The sequence below is a fragment of the Streptomyces sp. TLI_053 genome (genome assembly GCF_900105395.1).
Taxonomy (GTDB): Bacteria; Actinomycetota; Actinomycetes; order Streptomycetales; family Streptomycetaceae; genus Kitasatospora.
Genome location: NZ_LT629775.1, coordinates 9703567 through 9724202, shown reverse-complemented (window position 1 = coordinate 9724202; position 20636 = coordinate 9703567). Strand labels below are relative to the sequence as shown.

At 69.9% G+C, this 20636-nt stretch carries 18 protein-coding genes; 1 reads left to right on the top strand and 17 read right to left on the bottom strand.

Annotated features, from left to right (window positions below):
* Positions 1-106: 106 nt before the first annotated feature.
* Complete coding sequence (locus tag BLU95_RS40400) at positions 107-1528, bottom strand: tetratricopeptide repeat protein (protein ID WP_159425258.1); 1422 nt, start codon at positions 1526-1528, stop codon at positions 107-109.
* A gap of 227 nt (positions 1529-1755) precedes the next feature.
* Here BLU95_RS40400 and BLU95_RS40395 point away from each other — a divergent pair, with 227 nt between their 5' ends.
* Positions 1756-2202, top strand: a complete 447-nt coding sequence (locus tag BLU95_RS40395; RefSeq protein WP_093864423.1) for a hypothetical protein — start codon at positions 1756-1758, stop codon at positions 2200-2202.
* 781 nt (positions 2203-2983) lie between these two features.
* Here the strand turns inward: BLU95_RS40395 and BLU95_RS40390 are convergent.
* The 16 genes from BLU95_RS40390 to BLU95_RS40315 form a co-directional block, all read right to left on the bottom strand.
* Positions 2984-3808, bottom strand: a complete 825-nt coding sequence (locus BLU95_RS40390; protein ID WP_093864422.1) for an FkbM family methyltransferase — start codon at positions 3806-3808, stop codon at positions 2984-2986.
* Positions 3809-3974: 166 nt separating this feature from the next.
* Entirely contained in the window at positions 3975-6032 is a 2058-nt protein-coding gene (locus BLU95_RS40385) for a condensation domain-containing protein (protein WP_159425257.1), read from the bottom strand.
* A gap of 15 nt (positions 6033-6047) precedes the next feature.
* Positions 6048-6926: a hypothetical protein gene (locus BLU95_RS40380; protein WP_093864420.1), complete on the bottom strand. Its 879-nt coding sequence runs from the start codon at positions 6924-6926 to the stop codon at positions 6048-6050.
* Positions 6923-7468, bottom strand: coding sequence for a hypothetical protein (locus tag BLU95_RS40375; protein WP_093864419.1), 546 nt, complete (start codon positions 7466-7468; stop codon positions 6923-6925). Before BLU95_RS40375 ends, BLU95_RS40380 begins: the two co-directional genes overlap by 4 nt.
* Entirely contained in the window at positions 7465-8022 is a 558-nt protein-coding gene (locus BLU95_RS40370; RefSeq protein ID WP_093864418.1) for a shikimate kinase, read from the bottom strand. The genes BLU95_RS40375 and BLU95_RS40370 overlap by 4 nt, the downstream gene beginning before the upstream one ends.
* Entirely contained in the window at positions 8019-8852 is an 834-nt protein-coding gene (locus BLU95_RS40365) for a phytanoyl-CoA dioxygenase family protein (RefSeq protein ID WP_093864417.1), read from the bottom strand. Before BLU95_RS40365 ends, BLU95_RS40370 begins: the two co-directional genes overlap by 4 nt.
* Positions 8846-9577, bottom strand: coding sequence for an HAD family hydrolase (locus tag BLU95_RS40360; RefSeq protein ID WP_093864416.1), 732 nt, complete (start codon positions 9575-9577; stop codon positions 8846-8848). Before BLU95_RS40360 ends, BLU95_RS40365 begins: the two co-directional genes overlap by 7 nt.
* The gene (locus BLU95_RS40355; protein ID WP_093864415.1) at positions 9562-10431 is read right to left on the bottom strand and encodes a carbohydrate kinase family protein; all 870 of its coding nucleotides are present in this window, start codon (positions 10429-10431) and stop codon (positions 9562-9564) included. The genes BLU95_RS40360 and BLU95_RS40355 overlap by 16 nt, the downstream gene beginning before the upstream one ends.
* A gap of 23 nt (positions 10432-10454) precedes the next feature.
* Entirely contained in the window at positions 10455-11708 is a 1254-nt protein-coding gene (locus tag BLU95_RS40350; protein WP_159425256.1) for a methionine adenosyltransferase, read from the bottom strand.
* 68 nt (positions 11709-11776) lie between these two features.
* Complete coding sequence (locus BLU95_RS40345; protein ID WP_159425255.1) at positions 11777-12781, bottom strand: hypothetical protein; 1005 nt, start codon at positions 12779-12781, stop codon at positions 11777-11779.
* A 200-nt stretch (positions 12782-12981) separates the two neighbouring features.
* On the bottom strand, positions 12982-14139 hold the full coding sequence (locus BLU95_RS40340) for a nucleotidyltransferase domain-containing protein (RefSeq protein ID WP_159425254.1): 1158 nt from the start codon (positions 14137-14139) through the stop codon (positions 12982-12984).
* Between the two features lie 50 nt (positions 14140-14189).
* Positions 14190-15026 carry an aminoacyl--tRNA ligase-related protein gene (locus BLU95_RS40335; RefSeq protein ID WP_093864411.1) on the bottom strand — a complete coding sequence of 279 codons (837 nt, stop codon included), beginning with the start codon at positions 15024-15026 and terminating at the stop codon, positions 14190-14192.
* Positions 15023-16180, bottom strand: a complete 1158-nt coding sequence (locus tag BLU95_RS40330) for an acyl-CoA dehydrogenase family protein (RefSeq protein WP_093864410.1) — start codon at positions 16178-16180, stop codon at positions 15023-15025. Before BLU95_RS40330 ends, BLU95_RS40335 begins: the two co-directional genes overlap by 4 nt.
* Positions 16177-16446 (bottom strand): phosphopantetheine-binding protein, encoded by a 270-nt coding sequence (locus BLU95_RS40325; RefSeq protein ID WP_231978140.1) that lies wholly within the window; start codon positions 16444-16446, stop codon positions 16177-16179. Before BLU95_RS40325 ends, BLU95_RS40330 begins: the two co-directional genes overlap by 4 nt.
* 110 nt (positions 16447-16556) lie before the next feature.
* Positions 16557-18365 (bottom strand): ABC transporter ATP-binding protein, encoded by a 1809-nt coding sequence (locus BLU95_RS40320; protein ID WP_093864409.1) that lies wholly within the window; start codon positions 18363-18365, stop codon positions 16557-16559.
* A complete protein-coding gene (locus tag BLU95_RS40315) occupies positions 18362-20113 on the bottom strand; it encodes an ATP-binding cassette domain-containing protein (RefSeq protein WP_107452658.1) in 1752 nt (583 codons plus the stop codon). Before BLU95_RS40315 ends, BLU95_RS40320 begins: the two co-directional genes overlap by 4 nt.
* Positions 20114-20636: the final 523 nt, after the last annotated feature.

Below are 20636 nucleotides of genomic sequence, written 5' to 3'. Positions count from 1 at the left end.
CAGGGCCCAACGCTGCGGTCGGCCGGAATCCGGGGTCGCCATCGTCCTGCCTCCGCCCGAACAGGGCGCCGTTGCACCGGTCGCGGGACGGCCGACGGTCCACCGGTCAGAACCGGGGATCCTCCGCACCTTCGCCGCTATCGCCACATCCGCCGGAGCCGTCTGCCCGCTGTCGGAGCTTCCTCGCCTCCGCCCGGAAACGCTCCTGCTCCTGCCGCTGCGCAGCCACACCGGGAATGACGGCTATCGCCTCGACGTAGCGTCCCTGGCCGACCAGCAGGACGGCGAGATCGATCGCGGCCGCTCTCGCGGGCAGCAGCGGGCGCAGGCGCGCGATGGCCTCGTCGGGTCGGCCGTCGTGGGCGAGCAGCCACGCGACGGTGATTTCGCGGTCGTCGACCTGGTGCGGTGGAAGCGCCTCCAGTTCGGCGAGTGCCTGCCGGCTGCGGCCCGACTCGCCCATGAGCCACCATCGGTTGGAGCGTAGCCAGCACCGGTCGTTCTCGGCGAGGAATTCGGGGCTGCGTCCCTCGGTGAGTGCGAGGGCCCTGTCGTGCTGGCCCTGTTCGGCCAGGAGGATCATCGTGCCCTGGAGCAGGTTGCTCTGGTGGAGGCCGTCGAAGGTGCGGGCGACCGCCTCGACGGCGTCGTCGAACCGGTGCTGGCGTACGAGCAGTTCCAGCAGTGCGTTGTTGTAGTGGTCCGGATACGTCTCGGTGGCGACGAGCCGGCGCAGGTGGGCCTCGGCCTCGTCCGTTCGCCCCAGGTTCTCCAGCGCTCTCGTGTAGAGGAGGGCGGCGGAGGATTTCTGGGTGGCGGCCAGTTCGCGCAGTTCCTCGAGCCGGCCGTGGCGCGCGAGCAGCTTCGCCCAGTCGCCCGTGGTCGACCAGCCGCGTTGCTCGGCCGCGTCGTCCGCGGCCAGCCGGATTGCCGCGTCGACGCGGCCGGACCGTTCCAGGACGCGGACCTGCGCGGACAGCGCATCCTCGAGGGATCGGACCTCGGGCTGCTGCGGGTCGCGTCGGAACCGCTCGGCGATCGGGCCCAGCAGGTCCAGCACTCGCTCGTCGCGCCCGTGCCCGTCGGTCGCCGAGACCAGGGCCCACCGAGCCCACTTCTCGTGCAGGCGCGGGGCGAGCAGGTCGATCGCCTCGTCCACCTGTCCGGCCCCGACCAGTACCTCGGCGTAGTCCCGCCACTGGTCGGGCCCGTTGGCGTCCTGGCTCTTCGGGCGTGCCAGTTCCAGGGCCTGCGCGTTACGGCCCCACCCCAGCAGGACATCGGCACCGAGCCGTACCGCGGGCTGCCAGCCGGTGTCCGCGAACGGCTCGACCACCGCCCAGGCCCGCCCCCACTCCCCCGCCGCCCGTAGTACGCGCACCGCACCCTGCGCGCAGGACCAGTCGGCACGTTCGTGCGCCGCCTGCACCAGCAGGTCGAGGCAGCCGTGCTCGAGCAACAGATCGACCACTCGTGGTGGGACGCCACCGTTGTGGCCCCACTGCCATTCGAGATCGTCAAGGTTCACGGGGGCACCCTAGAACCCGAGACCGACATCCCGGGCAGCAGGCCACCCGGTCCCGACCGGCGCCTCGGTCGAAGAAGGCGGTCGGATCAGACCTCAGGCAGCAGCTCCTACGCGTCCTCGGACTCCGTCGACCCCCGGCAACCGGCACCGCAGGTACGTGCCGCAGTACTCCGGCGGGCGGTTCGGCGCGGTGGATCGTCCCCGCGGGCCCGGTGCGAGTCCGTCCGGTGCTTTCCGACAGCGTGGTCGGGGCGATGGTCCCGGTGTCCCGGGCGCCGGCGGAACTCGTCTCCGGCGGCACCGATGCGGGCTCCGGGGACGGGGCAGCCGGCATGGCCTTCCAGCGTGCCGTCACCGTTGCCCGCGGCCAGACGGCGCTCCGTCTCGGCCGGTCACGGCTCGCGGCGCGGCATTTCGACCGGTTCACGGATTCGCTGTCCGCCGTGGGTGCTGTGCCGTCACCCCAGACTGCGGTGTGGCTGCTCGACGTCGTCGAGGCGCGCCTTGCGCTCGGTGAGATCGACGGTGCCGTTCGAGCCGTCAGACGTGCCGTCGACATCCTGGGGACGGTTCCGCCGGGCCTGACCGCGAAGTTCCGGCAACGGATGGCCGGGTACGGAAGCGAGCCGGCTGTCCGGCAGGCCGTGGAACTCCTTCGCGACAGTGTGTCCTGACACTGATCCGCCGCTGTAGCGGGTGAGGACAGTGCTGCCCACCCATTGTGTCGATGAGGTCCACGAAGGGCACCCGACCTTCCGGTACGCGCCGGACAGCGACGGCGACCGGATCCTCCACGTCCACACGCATTCCTGCCCCGATCCTCCGTTCTGAGCAGCGTCCGGCCCCTGCAGCGCCCTGGCGCGGTCCGATCGTGGCAGGCCGACACCCGCGACCGGGCGTTCGCGGGCGGCGCCGCCGGCCTCGGCCGGGGCCGCGCCGTCACCGCGGCGTCCTTCACCCGGTCAGCGCGCGGGTCGGGCTCACGAGCGCCCTGCCCTCCAGTGCCTGGTCGCCCGGTGTGGAGGCGACCAGTGCGCGGGCCTTGCTGTCCGGGGCCTGTCGGTGCCGGCCGACAGGTTGCTGGACATGAGCCCCGAGGACGCCAGGACCAACCAGCCGCGCACGATCCGGCCGGCCGGCACCACCGGACGTGCTGCCGGTGCGCGCACGTACGACGGCACTGCTTCCGTTCGCGTTGTTCCCCTGTGGCAGGCGCCCTGCGCGCTCACTGCCCAGGGGCCGTCGCGGCGTTGAGGCACACGGCCGGCACCGGACGTCGTCGGCCCGCACGGCCTGGCCAGCCTCGCCGTCATGGTCCTCGACAGCCCGTGCCGAGGTCGCCTCACGGCGCTGCCCCGCGTCGTCGCCCAGGCAGCACCAGCAGGCGCCGACGTCGAGAACGACGGTGCGCGGACGTCGAGGCGCGACGCCGCAGGGGCGCCGGAGCTCATGACATCAGTTCACCGATTCGAGGTCGGCCAACTCGTTGCCTGTCAGGCTGAGCACCGATACGTCTTCGCCCGCACGCCGGAATCCGTCGAGCAGCCGGCGCTGGTGTGCCGAGGACAACCGCCGCCACCAGTTGAAGGGAATGAAGTTGTCGAAGACGTTGGACGGCACCGATCCGAGAGCGATCCGCTCCTGGTCGTGCCGACGCACGTAGAAGTTGTTCAATCCGTCGAAGAGGGTGCGCACATAGCCGGCGTCCAGGAGCAGCGGTTCCCACGGCGCGTGGTATATCGGGCTGTTGGGGAGCGTTGCTTCGACCACCACGACGGTTGGCATCCAGCGGGAGAGGTCGAAGCTGCTCAGCACGGCACCCTCCGCACCTTCGGCGTCCACTTTGAGGAAGTCAACGGGAAGGTCGCAGTGTTCGTCCAGTACTGACTCCAGTCTCCGAACGGGCACCTCGGAGCGGACGGTGCGCAAACCGGCGGCCTGGTGGGAGGAGGCCACGTCCTCGACCGTCGTAGCCCACCCCCAGTGCGTCGGAAAGTGGGTCAGTACACCGTCTCCGTCCTGCGTTCCGATGGCACATTTCACGTTCCGGTCGCGTGGCCGCTCCTGACACAGCCGACGGTGGAGGTCAGTCTGCGGCTCGACGTTGATGCCCGACCAACCCCGGTCGTAGAACCATTTGGTGATCGAGTGCTCAACCGGGTGGCCCGCCCCGATGTCGACGTACCGGCCCTCGGCCCGGTCGGCGAACAGGCGGCGGAGAATCACGTCCTCGGTCTGCTGTGCGAAGGAAATCATCAACGGGTAGGGAGGGTTCATCATCCACCGGTTTCGGTATCGGATCGGCTGGAGCTCTCTGGTAGATCGTTTACGTCGAGGACGGGCCCGGGCGGCGTACGGGTCAGCGCGGAAGGGGTTCTCGGCGCGTCCGAAGACGCGACGCGGCCGTGGGCCGGGGGCGCCGCCTCGGGAATCGGACCGTGGGTCGTCATATGTCCGCCTCGGTGTGCTGCACGGCGCAGAGTCCGATCAGGGCACGCAGAGGCCACGGTCCCAGCAGATCGTCCGGAGTGGGACCCGCGTATCCCAGCCGTTCCAACCGCTGGATCACTGCTGGCGCCATGACTGCCCTGCCTCCCTGCTGGGCGTAGGAGGAGTCCAGGTCGACCGCAGTGCCGTCGAGCGCGACCGACAGGGCTCTGCAGAGTGCCAGTTCGCCTGCCTCGCGTTCCTCTTCGTCCGGGACACCGGATTGGCCTGGAGCGACGGGGCCGGCGGGCGAAGGGTGCGCTCCCGTGGAGGCCCGGGGTTCCTCGAGCCCGTCGCGCCAGAGGAACTCGTGCGGGCAGACGAGGTCGGGTTCTGCGCGCAGCATGGTCAGGACGTGTGCCCGGATCTCTGCCCGACGATTCGGTTCCCCGATGATGTGGGCCACCAGGGACGAGTTCTGGGGGGTGCGTGCGAGGACGCTGAAGGCGACGGCCTCGACCCCTTCGACCGAGCGCATGATCCGGGCCAGCTTTGCCGTGTTCACCCAGGTGTGGTCGACGTAGATCCAATCGTCGCCGTACCGCGTGACCGGCAGGCCGAATCGTGCCGTCACCTCCAAGACGGTGTCCGCGTCGAGGCCGGGATCACGTGCCCACGCAACGAGGAATCGCTCCATCCCGATCAGCAGGCGGTCGACCGTGTCCTCGTCGGCCACGGATTTGTGTGCGACGAGTTGCAGCACCGCCTCGTCGCCGTCCGGAAAGCTGTTGAGGAACAGGTCGTTGTAATCATCACGCCAGGCGCACTCCGCCCGGACCAGCGAGGTGCCGCGGCCGTCCTGCGCGAGGCCGACCGGCGCCTGCGACGTCCGCAGACTGACGTCGAACTTGTCGCTGCAGTTGAAGGATGTGGCCAGTCGGAGTGAGACTCCTCGCTCCGACTCGATGCGCGCCCTCGCATCCCGGCCGGCCAGGTAGGAGTGACGGGAGTTCAAGGCTCCCCCGAGAAATCGCCGATCGGTCGTCGCGGCCACATCTGCGACGGTGTCCTGCGGGTGGGAGTCCACCGCCACCAGCGCTTCCTGGAAGAAGCATCCGACGGAATCCCTGACCTCGGGATAGCGGTTGGAGAAGTTGACTTTGAAGGCTACCTTCGGATTGCCCGACAGGGCCGAAATGGCAATTGAGAAGGCGACGCCGATTCGGGACGCCGCACTTCTGTTCTGGTCGCCATGGAGTTTCCGCAATGCTGCCAGCAGTTGCGTGGACCTCAGGGTCACCTCTCGGTAGTTGCCGAGCGGCACCGTGTCGGCCTGAGTTTCGCTGCAGGCCCGGAACCAGGGGAACTGCGCGGCCGGCACCGAGCGCAGAGTCCTGTCCAGGTTCCGCAGCGATCGGGCGCCCAGAGACCGGTAGGGCCCGGACGTCTGTTGCATCGCGAGCATGGGCGGCTGAATTCCCGGCGGCTGATCACCGACCTGTGCTGCCGACAGCGCCGCGTCCGGGGAACGCAGGAAACGCAGCACATCGTCCCGAAGAATTCGATTGCTGGGCGCATCAACGGCGATATGGTTCAGCAGCAGGACGATCGTGGCGACACGGCCGCCGTCGAGTGCGAACCCGACGCGCAGCGGGAGCTCCGTCGCTTGATCCATGGGCGGGCCGGCGAGAAGATCGATGACGGCCTGGACTTCCTGCGGCCTGTTACCGTTCCGGCAGAGCGGGACCGGCTCCTCGAACCGGCTCAGTACCAGCTGGAAGGGAATCCCCGACGCATCCGTCGGACAGACCGTACGGAGCGCCTCGTGTCGATTCACGAGGGCCCGGACGGCGGCGAGCGCGGAGCGCTCCGGGACGCCCCGGCCCGGAATCGGTATGCGCACCGCGATCTTCACGCTGTCCACGACGGGAAGCGGCATGTGATACATGTACCAATACATTTCCTGGGACCACGTCAGGGGAAACCTGGAGGAGCCGCCGGGAACGGGAAGAACCGGATCAATGCTCATGCCATGCATACCCTCGGGATCGGGGAGGCCGGAGTTCGTCTTCGGCACCGCTTGAATACCTGGTCAACACATCAGTCGCATTCGTACACTGTCAGAATTTGCGCAAGGGCGGGACGTGGCCACCCTCCGAGCGTGGGCGGCGAGCCTCGCCACCGGCCCGGAGACGCTCTCGGGCAGCCCGAAGAGCGGGACGGCGTACCAGCTGAAATGCCAGAACGAAATTCCCAGGGTGGCCTTGGTCGAGCCGTGGAAGGCGAGCGAGGCCAGGCCGAGCAGCCGCCGGTGCGGGCCGGGTACCAGCAGAGCCGGGACGAAGCCGAGTTCGAGAACAAGGGCGGCGGTGGACGCCGCGGACGCCCACCGCAGGTCCCGCCGGCCGAGCCACTCCCCCAGCGGCGACCGGGACTCGGCCCAGCTCGCCCGCAGGGTCCGGCCGTCGGCCCACCTCACCCCCGTGTTCCGCAGCTTCGACGCCCCGGCCTGGAGGTAGGCCCAGGCGTAGCACAGTTGGAGGGCCTCCAGCAGTACCGCGGCGGAGTCCGGCGTCGTGCGCTCCCCGACCGGGAACAGCGTCAGGAGCACGAGGAAGAAGTGCAGGTGACTCGCGTAGTTCCAGCTCTCGGGCAGCAGGGCGGCGTTCTGCCCGTGCACCGCGAGGCTGCTCGCGTTGGCGAGCACGCGCACCGCCCAGTGGTCGCACCCCAGGGTCCAGCCGGCCAGGGACGCCAACGCGACGGCCCGCAGGGCCTCGTACTGTCGGGCCGACAGGCGCTTCGCGGACGTGTGCCCCAACCGCTCCAGGACGACGGCCTCGCGTTCGAGGACGTCCCCGGGCGGCAGGTGCCAGGTCGTGCGCAACAGCGCGGCACCGGTGAGAGCCTTGACCACGGCCAGGTCGTCGACCGGGTCCTTCGCCGCAGGCAGCCAGGGAAGCAGTCTCATCGGTCCTCCGGGTCGGTCGGGCCGGACTGCCCGGGGCCGGACAGCACGCGGTCGGGGTCGTGGGTGTGGATCAGTCGCGTGCCACGGATCCGCGGTCGTCCTTGTGCGTCGGTGGTGACGAGGTCGAGTTCGACGGTGCAGAGCTCCATCGCGACGATCCGCTGCCCGGCGGGCGGGACCGGGGGTCGTTTGACCTCGTCCCACCCGCGCCAGGGCCGGGTGTTCAGCCGGACCAGGACGGACTCGCAGAAGGAGGTCCGCAGATCGGGGTCCACGTTCTGCAAGAACACCTTCTTGATGATCGCGTCGACGCGGAAGAATTCCAGCGGCAGCAGTCCCCAGGCGCTGACCGGCCCCAGGACCAGACCTCCGTCAGTGACCAGCTTGACGTGCCACCGGGTCTGCACGCCCTTGGCATGAAAACTGAACATGTTGTACGAGCAGTAGGGCCAGGTGTTCCGGTCGGTCAGGGTGTGGAACAGTTGCAGGGCCAGGTGTCCGGTCAGTGCGGCGGCGAGCGCGATGACGTGGCGTCGCCTCATTCGGTGTCCCCGGAGCACCGGTCACGGTGCTGCGCTCGGACCGACGCCGCCCAGTTCGACACCTCGTGGCGGCCGGCCAACCGGACCAGTCGCAGATGGGCATAGCCGGGCTGCGCCAGAAGCTCGGGAACGACAACCCGGTTGCAGGCGGGCTCGCGCCACGCGGTGGCGAAGAGTCCGTCACGCCAGGCCGCCCACAGGCTCTGTCGGCAGCCGGGGAACAGCTCCTCCCGACGGACGGCCTGCAGCACGGTGCGCCGTACCACTCTGGCGAAGGTCACCCGCCTCGGGAGGTCGAGCCACACGACGGTGTCGGCCGCAGTCCACACCGGATCGACGACGGAGGCGAAGAAGTTTCCGGCCACGAGCCAGCCGGGAGCCGCCGCCACACGTTCCACCTCGACCCGGAACCGGTCCGCGGGAACCCGTTGCCAGCCCGGTGCCCAGAAGAGGGCGTCCAGGTCGGTGAACGGTACCTCCAGTGCTGCGGAGAGTCGGCGGGCGAGCGTGGTCTTGCCCGCACCGGCCGCCCCGACCACCACCACGCGCTTCATTCCGCGCCTCCCCAGGACCGGTCGGGGCGCAGCTCCAGGAACCTGTCCCACACCCCGGAGTCGCTCGCCGCCCGGAAGAGTTCCGACCCGGACTCCTTTCGGTGCCAGGAGGCCGGGAAATAGGGGAATTCCTCGGCCGGGTAGGGGATCGTGTACTCGTAGAACTCGGCCAGGTGCAGTGCGGTCTCGTCGACCGTGCCCGGGTCCCGCGGAACGGCGAGGTAGGTCACGGCCCACTGGAGGCGCCGGTCGGCCGAGAGGTTCGCGTGCCAGAGCCCGAGGTCGAACATCAGGAGCTGTCCGGGCTCCAGGTGGACGGTGTGCACCGGGACGCCGGGGGGCAGCACCCGGGTCGGATCGCGGTCGCTGCTGCTGGGGCGGCGTACCGTCGTTCGTCCGAAGAGGCGGTCGACGTAGCGGCGGGCCGGACCGCGGTGGGATCCGGGCACCAGGTGGAAGGGGGTCGTTCCGTGGTCTCCGAAGTACGTCGCGACCTTGACGCCCCGCAGCGGCATGTAGCAGTCCCGGTGCCAGTTGGTGGGCACCGCGAAGCGGGTGATCTTCGGTGGTTTCACCAGGACCCGGTCGCCGAGCAGCCGCTCGGCGGTGCCGGTCAGGCGCGGGTCGTGCAGCACCGAGAGGCTGTGGCGCGAGTGTTCCTCGGACATCGCCGGCAGGAGAAGCGTTCTTCCCGGATCGAGCGGATACGCCCTGGCGATCGCGCGCTCCGACTCCACCCTCAGCTGCGGCAGCGCGTCACCCAGGACGCCGCTGTCCGCGACGACGAACCCGAAGGCGGCGAAGAACTCCTCAGAACTCTCGGTCAGCATGGCAGAACGTCTCCCGTCTCGTGCTCCCACGGTTGCGCGAGGTGGTCCAGAACCTGGTCGAGGTGGTCGATGCTCCGGACATCGGCACCGGCGGGCGGGCCGCCGCGGTACCAGAGCACCCGCATGCCCGCCGCGCGGGCGGCCGCCACTCCCGCCATGCTGTCCTCGACCACGAGTACCCGCCCTGGCTCGACGCCGAAGGTCGAGGCGGCGAGAAGAAACAGATCCGGTGCCGGCTTGCCCCGGGCGACGTCGTCGATGCTGAGAAGCCGCTCCGCCACGCCGTACCGGTCCAGCCCGGCGGCCGCGAGCTTGTGCAGGGTGGACTCCCGGGTCCCGCTGGTCGCGACGCACCACGGCCGGCCCTGCGCGGCGAGGCGCTCCAGCAAACGGGCCGCCCCGGCGTTCGCCGACAGGTGCGCGGTGTAGGCGTCCAGGACTTTGCGGTGGAGCGCATCCTTCCAGGCCCGCGTCGGCCGGAAGCCGTAGGTCTCGGCGAGGACCGCATAGCCTTCCGCGCGGCTGCGGCCGACCATCAGCGCGGCGTACTCCTCGTCCCCGAGGGGAATCCCGGCCGTACGCAGCGCCTCGGCCTGGATCGGGGACGCGATGGCTTCACTGTCGACCAGGACACCGTCGCAGTCGAGAACGACCGGTCGTTCCTGGGCGTCTGCCCGCGCCGCCCGCTGTCCGGCGCGGCACCGGGTTCTCAGGATGTCCTGCATGCCTGTAACTCCCTCAGGTAGGCGGCAGCCGTACGGGCGCCGAAGTCGACCGCGTCGGCCACCGTCCGGTCGGTGAGCAGTCGGGAGACGACGCCCGCGAAGAACGCCTCTCCCGCGCCGTTGGAATTCATTACCCGGTCGTCGAGTCGGGCCGGCTCGTGATGGCTCCAGGCGCGGCCCTGTCGCACGGAGCAACCCTTTTCCCCGCGAGTGACGATGAGCAGGGTCGTCGGTGCGAAGACCTCCTCCAGACGGGGCGTGAGGTCGGCCTCGTTGACCGAGACCGCGGTGGTGACCTGCCCCAGCAGTCCTCGCGCCGCAGCGGGCAGGTCCAGGATCTCGGCCACCTGCCGGGAGTGCGGCGCGAGGAACAGCGGTGGCAGCGCACCCCCACCACGGTGCAGGGTCCGGACCGCGGTGACCAGCGTGCCGATCCGGGTGGGCGAGGCGACGAGCACCGGAACGCCCGCGGCCAGCGTCGCCGGAGTGCACTCGATCCGGCCGGCCAGGTGATAGCCGTTCAGAGCGAGTTTGCGGCCCAGTGGATCGATCACCACCGTGGCAACGTCCAGCGTCCTGCCTGTCTGCTGTTCCGTCGCGCAGGCGACGCCGTGACGGTGCAGGAGGCCCAGACCCGCCCGGCTGTGCGCGCAGTCGCCCAGTGCCGTCTCCAACCTGACGTCCAGCCCGTGACCGGCGAGCCGTCTCGCGTAGCAGAACCCCGGGCCGCCGAGGGACGTCGTCCGGTGCGCGACGGTCAGCGACACGTCGTGCCGGATCGGCTCCGTCACCAGGAGCTCCTCGTCGAGATAGGTTCCCCCGACGACGGTGATGGCCGTGGTTCGCGCAGTCATGGTCCGCTCCGACTCCTCGCCGGTCAGCGGACGCCCCGCCCCGGCACCACCGGCCGGAGCGCCTCCGCCTCGGTCCGCCTCTGCGAGACCGGGTCCCGCGTGATCAGAGCCTCGGAGATGGCCGGGATTCCCGCGATCACCTGAGCCGCTATCACCTCCGCGGCCTCGGCCTCGGCCGCGCCGCCGTCGAAATCGACATGGACGTAGGCGGGCTCGGTCAGCGGGGCGCCGTTGCGTGCCACCACGGCCACCGCACTGTCCCTGGCGAGCGTGCGGTGGATGTCGTCGGCGATCCGCTGCGCCGCGAGTGTGTAGAGCTTTCCGGCGTGGTGCAGCGGATTCTTGCCCGCGGGGGCCTCGACGTTGGCCGGGCGGAAAGCGGCGATGAAGCCCTCGTGCCGGTTTCCCCGCCCGACCGCGCCGCAGTCGCTCTTCCCGAAAGAGGTCCCGAACGGCGCCAGATAGAGGCCACCGTCGACGTCCTTGGTGTTGACGTGAAGTCGTGCGACCGGAAACCCCGAGCCGGCCACCACCTCGGTCAGCGCCTCCGTCACGACGCCAAGGGCCTTCTCGTAGTCCGCCCGCTCGGTGACGGCCCTCGGGTCGACCGGGACGCACATCGTGACATCGACGTCGTCGCCGCAACGGACCGCCATCACCTTGACATCCGTCCCCACCGAGGACCAGGCGCTGCGGGCGGCGGGCGCGGTGACCGCGAGTTCCAGCCGGAGCACGAGTTCCTCCAGCGGGGACCTGCCGGCACTCCCTGTGCAGAACACCGTGTCGTTGGCGCCGAGTTCCTCGGTGCCGATCCGGTGCGCCTGCGTCCGGGAGTCCGGGAGGTAGAAGTTCTCGGGCCGGTCGACCGCAGAGCTGAAGGTGTTGCGGACGACCAGGTTGGTGTGCCGAAGGATCTCGTCGTCCGGCAGGCTGAACCGGACGACCTGGTCGACCGCCGTCCGAAGGAGGTCGTGGACGGGCACTCGTTCCGAGGCGACACCGGGTGTGATCTTTCCGATCAGCAGGATCTCGGCCGGCTCGATCACGGTGAACCCGCCGAGGCGCACCTTGGTGCTCGCGCCGATCAGGGTGACCTTGTCGACCGCATGGTTGAGGACCTGTCCGAACGCGGTGCGGCAGTAGCTGCTGTAAAGGTAGGAGAACTGTTCGGCGATCAGATCCGCCATGGTGTCGGGGTGACCGATGCCCTTGCGCTCGACGACCTCGAACCGTCGCCTGGCCGGGCTGACGAACTGGTCGGTGGTGGAGGAGAACACGTAAAGACCTTTCCTTCTGGTGTACAGGGTGGGGTTCTGCTCGCCGGCGGGAGGGCGGCACGCCGGGTTCAGGAGGTAACGAGGTCCGCCACGATGCGGCCCACCGCATGGATGTCACCCGTTCGGTGACCGTAGATCACCTCGTAGGCGAGGGTGTCCGCCGCCATCGCGGCGAGTCGTTCTGCCGCTGCCAGCCGGAGCCGGCCGGCATCGCGGTGGCGCCCCAGCAGCCATGGCGCCACCCAGGTGTCGTCGTCCGGGGTCAGGCACTGCGACAGGAGCCTGGCCCGGGCGGACTCCGAGGTGAGCGGGGCTGTACGAACGCCCGTCCGCGCCGCGTCGAAACGGGGGAAGAGCAGACAGCGCACCGTCGAGCGATCCGTTGTCGCGACCCCGAGGTGCGTGGTCATCTCGACCGTGGTGAGTTCCAGTTTGGTGCCCGGGGCCGCCAGCTCGCGGAGGACGTCGATGTCCTGGTGACCCTCGTGGAACAGACCGTGCTGCGGCCGGACGAGACGTTCTGGACGCAGTGCCAACCCGGTCAGCTCCGGGAACCGGCTGATCGTTCCGGGGTGGACCCGGCAGACCATCGGGAACCCGACGGCCCGCCAGCTCTTCTCGTCCGGCGGCACGATGACGCGGTCGTTCGCGATGTAGTCCGCCCCGCCCACGAGGCATCCCGCCAGCAGCGTGGTCGTTTTCCCCGCGCCCTTCTCGCCCACGATCAGCGCGCCGGCCTGCCCGATCGAGCAGGCCGCGGCGTGCATCACGATGCTCCCGCGTTCCTCCTCCGAGCGGTGGAAGAGTTCCCGAAGGACCCGCATTCCGTACCTGGCGAGGCCGGCCGAGGCGTCCCGCAGGAGCACGGTCACAGCCTGGCCGTCCCGGAGCACCGCGTACCCGTCGTACCGGGACTCCGTGAACAACTCCTGGCCCCGGAGCCGGTGACACCGCATCCAGGACTCGCCCGCGAAGCTCTCCACGGTCTCGGCCGGTTCTCGGGCGGCGGCCTGTCGAAGGTCCGCCAGACGGAGGGGGTCGACGAGTACGGTGATCGACCACTCGGTGTCCACCGGCCTCTCGGCCTCCCAGGGGACGAAGTGGCGGACGGCCTCGTCGACGAGCCGTGTCGGTGTGCTCGTCGTGCAGCGGAAATCGCCGATACGCCGGATACGTGTGACAGTCTCTCCCACAGGTTCCTCTCTCGCTGTCGGTGTGTGTCCGGCGCGCTGCCTGGGCACCGGGAGCGGGCTGCCGTGGCCCCCGCCAGGACCTAGGAGCGGGGCACGGTGGAAGCCCCCTCGACCTCGTCCCGACGGCTCGGTGCGAAGAGCCTCTCCCCGAAGGACGTCCGCCACCGGCGGGCCCGTCCGTCCACCGCCCCGTACTCGTGGAGCGGTTCCGCTCCCGCGTCGCCCAACGCGTCGACGGCTTCGGGCGGGACCGCCTCGGGGTAGAGCAGCGCGGTGTGGTGCAGGGCGTAGTGGACGCTCGGTGCGGCGCCGCAGGCGCGGGCACAGTCCACCAGTGGGCCCCAGCCGGCGACGGCGGTCAGCCCGTCGGCGGCGAGTGCGATGTCGAGGAATTTCAGGACCTGAAGATCCGTCCCGGCCTCCACATAATATCGGGAGGTCGCTTCCTTGTGGAGATGCAGACACAGATCAATTAGTTGGTGAGTCGGCGACAGTGCATGGGCGGGCACACCGAAGAGCGTCATGGGAATGCGTTCTTCGAGAATCTCCGGGACACCCAGGCGGACGGTCGCGTGCTTCTGGGAGACATCCAGGCACAGGTCCACGCAGAACGTACTGACCAACGGGTGTGCCGATAATTTGAGGTACGGGATCTCGTTGTTCACATGGAGTTTCCAGTAGATCCTGGATTCCCGGGCGAACGGTTCGACGGAACGGCCGTCGGCCGCGACCCTGCCCTGGTCGAAGCCACGTGCTCGCAGCACGTCGCCCACGCGGCCGGAATCGGCGCGGCCGATCAGGATGTCCAGGTCGTACATCGGCCGAAGTCCCGGGTCCCGGTAGAGCCCCTCCCCCAGGACCGGACCTTTCCGCACGGCGTACCTGACACCGTCCTCGTTCAGCGCTCCCAGTAGAGGGCCGAATTCCTCGCCGAGCGCCTGGTAGCGCTGTGCGGTGGCGAAGTAGGCACTGTCGAAGAGCCACCGGTAGGGAACGAGCGGGACTCCGTCCGGAGCGTGGTGCAGTCGGTTCCGGGCGATATTCCTGCCCACCAGCGGCAGAATTCGGTGGCGCGCCGCCCGATCAACGAAGAATCCCCAGTCGAATTCCGCGCTCCGGCCGGACAGGAGGGTGCGGCATTCGGCCACCTGTTCCTCGGTCAGCTCCGGGCGGGCCAGCGCGAGCAACAGCCGCTCCTCGGCGCGTGCCGGCTTGAAAGTCGATTCCTCGCCCGCCATTGGGGCCTCTCCTCGAAGGTTCGGACTCATCGGACGGATCTCCCGTGGGGTCAGGTGGCTACGGCGGTCGCGAGTTCGGCCGGCCAGGAACCAGGATCGGGACCATGGGCGTGGACGACGGCCAGGAGCAGACGGTCCAGACCGAACGCCGCGCAGGCGCTGTGCAGTTCCGAGCCGGAGCCCGGCCGGATCGAGAACGCCCGGCCGAAGTGGTCGCGGTGGTGGTTGAAGGACGCCACGGCCTGGTCCAGGCCGGGCCCGACCGGCATCTGCAGTTCCCATTTCGCCCGGTCCTCCCGCTGAAGCCTGCCCAGGAGTGCGCCTGTGCGGCCGAAGAACGGGTCGTTCGCGAGCACTTGCCGGTGCCCCAGACCGATCTCCGCGAACCAGTCGGCCGCACGGCGCAGGGCTTCGTCCAGCCAGTTCGAGACGGACTCGGGGGCCCCGAGGAACACCAGCTCGTACATCCGGAAGCTGCGGAGTCGGCCCGTCTCGGTCCTGGACTCGTCGCGGAAGCAGGTTCCCTCGATCCCGAGGCAGAGGGGAAGGGTGACCAGCCGGCCTTCGAGCAGGGAGAAGGCGTGGTGACAGGCCGCGGGTGTCAGCGTCAGCTCCCGGGTCGCCGTCGTCTCGTCCGGAAGCCGGACCGAGCCCACCAGGTGGGGAAAGGCTTCGGCGAACCCGGCCCGGGACACCACGTCGTAGGGAACCACCGGGGGTGCTTGGAGGAGGGTGATCACCTGGTCGGCGAAGAGGCCGGCGATACCGGCGCGCAGAGCGGCGAGAAGCCGGTGGCCGAGCGGCAATGTCAGAGGGATGCCCGGTGTCCCGGTGCTCGCGAAGAGGGCCGTGGTATCGAGGCCCAGGGAATCGTGGACGGGTGTCATGCGGTGCTCCTCGTGAGGAGTGCCAGCTCGCCGTTGGCCGCCAGCAACCGGTCGTTGTTGATCATCAGCGGGGCGGAGTGGAGATCGCGCAGGATACGGGCGATCGAGTACTCGCCGGTCTCCGCGTAGCCCGGCATTCCACACACCCGCAGCGCTTCGAGCGCGGCGGTCAGCGCGCGCTCGGAGACCGCGATCTTCAGCGTGTTCATCCTCATGGCGAAGGCCGTGGTGGGTGCGGCCCGGCCCGCCAGAACCTCGTCGGCGCGCCGGACGCCGTCGTCGAGGTGGGTGTCGACGACGGCGAGCGAGCGGTGGGCCGCTGCCAGGGACCACCGGTCGAAGCCCGGCCCGCCACCGTGGTGGCGTCGGCGGGCGAGCCGCGTGGCCCGTTCGACGGCCTCCGTCGCCAGTCCGGCCCAGACCGCCGCCCACAGCACGTGGGACAGCGGAGTCATGGCGTTGGAGGCGATCTCGTGGAACGGGGTGTCCATGATCTGCCACGTACCGAAACCCGCGCGCACGCGGTAGCCGGGGCTGCGGGTCGCCCGCATGCCCAGCGGCTGCCAGGGGCCCTCGTCCGACAGGACGACATCCTCGCGCCGGAGCAGCACAGCCACCTGGTCGCCCGGCGCCGCATGCGGTGATCGGCGGGCGGACAGCAGGTAGGCACCCGCGTCGGCGCCGTAGGAGAGAGTCGTGGCCTCCTTCTCGACACGCGCGTCCGCGTCGGAGGTGACCTCGACCGCGGCGTAGCTGCGGCCGATGTCGCCACCGGTGGCCCGCTCGCTGGTGACCGAGGCGATCAGCCACTGGTCCTCGACGGCGCCGCGCAGCAGTTCCCGGAGCAGCGGCGAGGAGGCGCCGTACCGGCAGGCGCAGTGGAGCTGCACCTGATGCATGGCCCAGATCATCGCCGTCGAGCCGCAGCTTCGGGCGAGCGCCCGGGCGATTCCGACAAGCGTCTCCAGCGATGCTCCGGAGCCTCCGAGTTCCACCGGGGCCGATGCCCCGAGCAGTTTCGCGTCGCGCAGGGCCGCGACGGACTCCGAGGGGAACCGCGCGTCCCGGTCCGCGGCGCCGGCGTGACGGGCCAGCACGGTGGCGGCCAGTTCCCGGGCGGTGCCGACCAGAGGATCCGTTGTGACGGCCGTCATCCCGCAGCCCCCGATGCCGGCCCGGCCAGGTCCCGCAGGGCGGTGGCGATCGCGGTCACGCTGGCGAGCGTCTCCCTGGTGAGCGCCTCCTCCGGGAACTCGATCCCGAAGGTCTCCTCGACAGCCAGCATCACCCGGACACTGGCCATCGAGTCCATCCCCGCCGTCCAGAGGTCCTGGTCTGGCCGGAGGTCGGTCAGCGGAACGTCCGGCGCCAGCGCGGCGACGACAACGGTCCGCACACGGTCGAGCAGGTCCTCGTTCACTTGATCGTCGTGCCTTTCGTCATGAACTGCCTTCTGTCGGTGACATGGGCGGGCGAGGGCCCGAACCCTGGCGGCGCCGCGACCCGGTACCGTCCGCGGTCGGACCTTCGTCACTGGTAGGCCGCCCTCTGCCGTCCGTAGAGCCGGGCGTACCGTCCGCCCGCCGCGAGCAGCTCGGTGTGACTGCCGCGTTCGACGATCCGCCCTGCGGACAGCACGAGGATCAGGTCGGCGGCCCGCACGGTGGAGAAGCGGTGCGAGACGATCAGGGTGATCGTGCCGCCGCGCTCGGCCAGGGTCCGCGCCAGGGCGATCTGCCGTCGGTAGACCTCGTACTCCCCCCGCGGGTCGAGTGCCGCCGTCGGCTCGTCCAGGACCATGAGCAGGGGTGCCTCTCGCATGCAGGTCCGGGCCAGGGCCAGCCGTTGCCACTGACCGCCCGACAGGCCGACGCCGCCGAACAGGGTGCCGAGCCGGGTTTCCAGGCCATGGTCGAGCGCGTCGACGACGTCCTCGGCAGCCCCGTGGCGGACCGCCTGCCGGATCCGGTCCAGGTCGTCGATCCGTGGTAGATCACCCACGCCGACCGATTCGTGAACCGAGGTCTGGAAGCGGACGAAGTCCTGGAAGCCACAGGAGATGCGGTTCCTCCATCGCACGGGGTCGTACCCGGTCAGGGGGCGCCCGTCGAGTCTGATACTCCCGGCCGACGGTGGGTACATGCCCGTCAGCAGCTTGACCAGCGAGGTCTTGCCCGAACCGTGCTCCCCCACCAGCGCCACCACCGTTCCGGGCCGCAGTTCCACCGCGACGTCCCTCAGGACAGTGCGCTCCGTGCCGGGGTAGCCGAAGGAGACACCGGACAGGGAGATCCCGGACGTCAGTCGCTCCGGCACCGCTGCGTATGCGCCTGACGGCGCTCCTGCGGTGGCCAGCTCGGTCAGCCAGATGTACGAGCGCATGGCGTAGGCGGCCTCGGCGATCCGTGACAGGCCGGCCGCGCTCGCCTGCACCAGTCCCTGTTGCTGCCGGGCTACGGCCAGCAGCAGGACGAGGTCGCCGACCGTGGCCTCGCCTGCCCGCATCCGCCACGCCACTACGGCAAGCGCACAGCCGATCCCGGCCACCGAGAGGGCGTAGCCGGCCGCCATCAGTATCGCGTACTCCGTGCGGGCTCGTGCCCTCAGGCGGGTGGCCCGTCGCCAACGGTTCTGGTAACGGTCCAGGAGTACCGGCCCGGCGCCGGTGACCCGCAGCTCGGTGGCGGTGACCGGGTCCAGCACCGTTTCCAGCAGGGCGTCAGCGGTTCGTTGTTCCTCCGCGATCAGCTCCTGCGCCCGACGCCGTCTGGCTCGGCCGATCCGCTCGAACCACAGGACCGGGAAGGCCAACGGCAGCAGCAGGATCAGGTATCCGGACACCGAGGACAGGACCGCCATCGTTGCGGCGAGTCCGAGGACCGACCCGGCGGTCTCGACCATGGCGACCACCCGATCGACCACTGTGACCCCACGGGCGGCATTGATCCGGTCGAGGCTCCGCGGGTCCTCCAGATGTGAGATGCCCGGGATCCGGGTGGTCAGCCGGATCACGTCCTCGTCGATCGCCAGACCTGCCAGGGCCCGGATGTCGTTGAGCAACAGGCCACGGATGCCATGGAGCTGATGAGTGATCCCCCACAGCACGGCGGCGAACAGGGCGTCGCGAAGGGCCGAGCGCTGGTCGCCCTCGACCACGGCGTTCGCCAGGTTCCTCAGGAGGAGCCCCAGTCCGGGCTGGCCGACGACACCGATTCCCACCAGGAGGAGTACGAGCAGGCAGCGGACGCGATCAGTGCGCCAGCACAGTCGGGCGACGGCGCGCGATCCCCCTGCGGCGGGGCCGCGTCCTCCCACCGTGTCCTCGGTGCGGGGCCTCATGCGTCCGCCTCCGTGAACTGCCGTGTCTGAAGGGCGAAGAGCCGTGCGTAGTCGCCGTCCTCCGCGATCAGCCGCTCGTGCGGTGCGGGCTCGCCGATGCACCCGTCACGCAGGACGGCGATCCGGTCGGCCAACCGGACCGTGGACAACCGGTGCGAGATGAGGATGACCGTGGCTCCACGAGCCGCGGCGCAGAGCCGTCGGAACACAGCGATCTCGGCGTCGGTGTCCAGATGCGCGGTCGGCTCGTCCAGCAGCAGGACCTTCCGGCCGGCGCGAAGCGCGTACTGGGCGCGGGCCGCGGCGACGCGTTGCCACTGCCCTCCGGACAGATCGCTGCCCCCGCTCCGGGTCCTGGACAATGGCGTGTCCCATCCGGCGGGGAGGCCGGCCACGATGTCGTCCAGATCGAGTTCGGGACGGACCTCGGCAAAGAAGGCGTCGTCGCCCAGCCGTTCGGGTGCGCCGATCTCGACGTTCTCCCGCAGGGAGAGGTCAAGGCGCAGGAAGTCCTGCCCAACCATGGCGATGTCCCCACGCCACGCCTCGACGTCCCGGTCCGCGATCCCGACGCCGTCGGTCGTGATCCGGCCTGACTGCGGCTCGTGGGCCCGGGTCAACAGTTTTACCAGCGTCGTCTTGCCGGCTCCGTTGACTCCGACGATCGCCAGGACCTCTCCGGGGCGGACCTCCAGGGTCGCCTCGACCAGTACGGGAGCGGCGGAGGCGGGATATCCGAAGGTCACACGCTCAAGGCACAGCCGCGGCGGTCGGCCGGTCGTGCCGGGTTCGTCCCGACGTCCGTGCGTACCGGCGGTGGGCAGTTCGGCACGGAGCCGGTGGAAAGCCTCGACGATCGGCCTGCCGTGCTCGACGGCGAATCCGCCCGTCCCTATGTCGCCGAGCGCAAGGGCCCCGAGGAGCACGGTGATGTTCTGCGCGACGGCGGCGGGGTCTCCCCCGCCCCCCAGGGCGACGGCAACCAACCCCGCGACCATGGCGACCGCTCCCGCCACCACCGGCCGCCAGGTCCTGGTGAGCGCCACTCTGCGGGCCCGGATCACCGGGCTCTCCTGCGCCAGCGCCGCCGTCCGGAAGCGGTCGGCGACCCAGTCCCCCAGACCGTAGACCCGAACCTCCTTGGCGTTCTGGATACTTCGCGCGAAGTAGCCCCAGTAGCGGGTCCGCCTGGCGAGCTCTGCGCCGTGCACCCAGACCCAGTTCACCCTGACGTAGATCCCGACGGTCTCGGACCGGCTGATCAGCAGGGCCGCGAGGCACGCGAGCGCGAGCCACGGTGCCGACACGCCGATGACGACGAGGCAGGCGACGGCTCCCAGCATTTGGAAGAACATCCCGACGTGACCGACCGCCGCAAGTCCGGCCGTGAAGATCTGCAGGTCATTGCTCGCCATGGTGAGACGCCCGGCGATCGCCGCGTCCTCCAGATGACCCGTCCCGCTGGGGCTGATCGCGAGTTCGCCGACCTCGCGGCGCAATCGCTCGTCGACGGCCCGCGCGGCCACGAGGCGGATCGGGTCGAGCATCAGGTCCGCGGACTGCTGCAGGAACAACACCAGACAGGTCACCACGAGGGCCGAAACGACAGCCCCGCCGGACGGATCGTCCTGGTCGAGGACAGAGACCATCCGGTGCGACACCAGACCCGCAAGGGCGGGAAGGACACTGACGAAAGCCGAGACGACGACCAGGGCGGCGAGGATGCCCGACGGTACGAATCGCAGCATTGCGACCGCCGACATCCTGGTGGCTACCCGTGCACCTAACCTCGAGACGGTCACGCGAGCCCCCTCGGATCCGCCGATGGGGGATCGAACGGCGGACACGGGCGCCGACCGCGAGATCTGCGCCCGGAATCGATGAAATAGAGCGAAGAGCCCGGGTCCGCCCGCTCGCCGGAGCCCCTTCCGACAGATTTCAGAAACGCAGGATAAAGCACATTCCATAAGGCATACAAATCCGACTCCCTATATCTTCTTCAATTCGGCAGGCATGGTCGAACGGCCCGATAAACCAGCACGGGAGCCGTCCGACTCTCTCGCGACAGAGCAGTCCGGCGAGCGGACACGAACGGTCCTGGAGGTCATACCGCCGCTTCCACCGGGCCGCGTTCCAAGATCCCGACGGTCACCGGGGAAGGGTTCCCCCGCCCAGCTCCGCAGAAGGCACGGTCGAGTGTCGAGCCGATCCCGCACCGCGTCGACCAGGCAGAACGATCAGCAGGGCACCGCCGGCACACACCCGTCCGGA